This is a genomic window from Nocardia cyriacigeorgica (assembly GCF_005863245.1).
Taxonomy (GTDB): domain Bacteria; phylum Actinomycetota; class Actinomycetes; order Mycobacteriales; family Mycobacteriaceae; genus Nocardia; species Nocardia cyriacigeorgica_C.
Genome location: NZ_VBUT01000034.1, coordinates 1 through 753 on the forward strand (window position 1 = coordinate 1; position 753 = coordinate 753).

General features: G+C 66.1%; 1 protein-coding gene. It reads right to left on the reverse strand.

Annotation, left to right across the window (positions count from 1 at the left end):
* A partial coding sequence (locus FEK34_RS29820) for an Rpn family recombination-promoting nuclease/putative transposase (protein WP_249359750.1) occupies positions 1-741 on the reverse strand: 741 nt, incomplete at its 3' end.
* Positions 742-753: the final 12 nt, after the last annotated feature.

A 753-nucleotide genomic window follows, 5' to 3' on the forward strand; every position in this document is an offset into this window, starting at 1 on the left:
CCGGCCTTCGACCCGGCCTTCAGCACGGCCACGTTCTTGCAGTCGCTCAGCGGTGGTCATGTAGGTCTCCTTGGCCTGGGGGCCGAGCTGGTCGATCAGGGGTTCCAGGTCGGTGTCGGTGGTGTCGCCGACACCAAAAATGTACGTCAGGATCGACTGCAAGTCATCTAGGCCGCCGGGTGTGGAGATGATCCGGCGCAGGTCGTTGACCAGGGGTTGCAGGTCGATGTCGAGGTGCGGGTTGCCGGGTGCGAGTTTGAGCAGGGTGAGCACGACGCGCACCGTCGGTGTGGAGGCGCGGGCGCGGAGCTCGGTCAGGTCGACGGCGTTCAGGTCGTCGAGGAGGAAACGCAGGCGGGGCAGGTACGGGGTGAGCTCGCGGCGGGTCTGCGGGTCGAGGTCGATCAGGTCGGCGACCTCGGTCGGGGCCCGCCAGACGTGGCCGCGGGGGCTGGCGTGCACTACCAGGGGAATCACCGCGGGCAGACGCTTGGCCTTCGGGTATTCGTCCAGGTAGCGGTTCCAGATGGCGACAACGTAGTCCAGCATCCGCAGTGCCATGAACGGGTCGCTGCGGCTTTGATGCTCCATCAGCAGGTAGATGTAGGCCTCGTGGCCGTCGAGGCGGGTGCTGAACAGCAGGTCGCTGTAGGTCGAGCGCAGCTGCTCGGAGACGAAACTGCACGACAGCGGTTCCAGCGCATCCCAATCGATGCGCGCGGCAACATCATCGGGCACCATCGCCCGCATCTG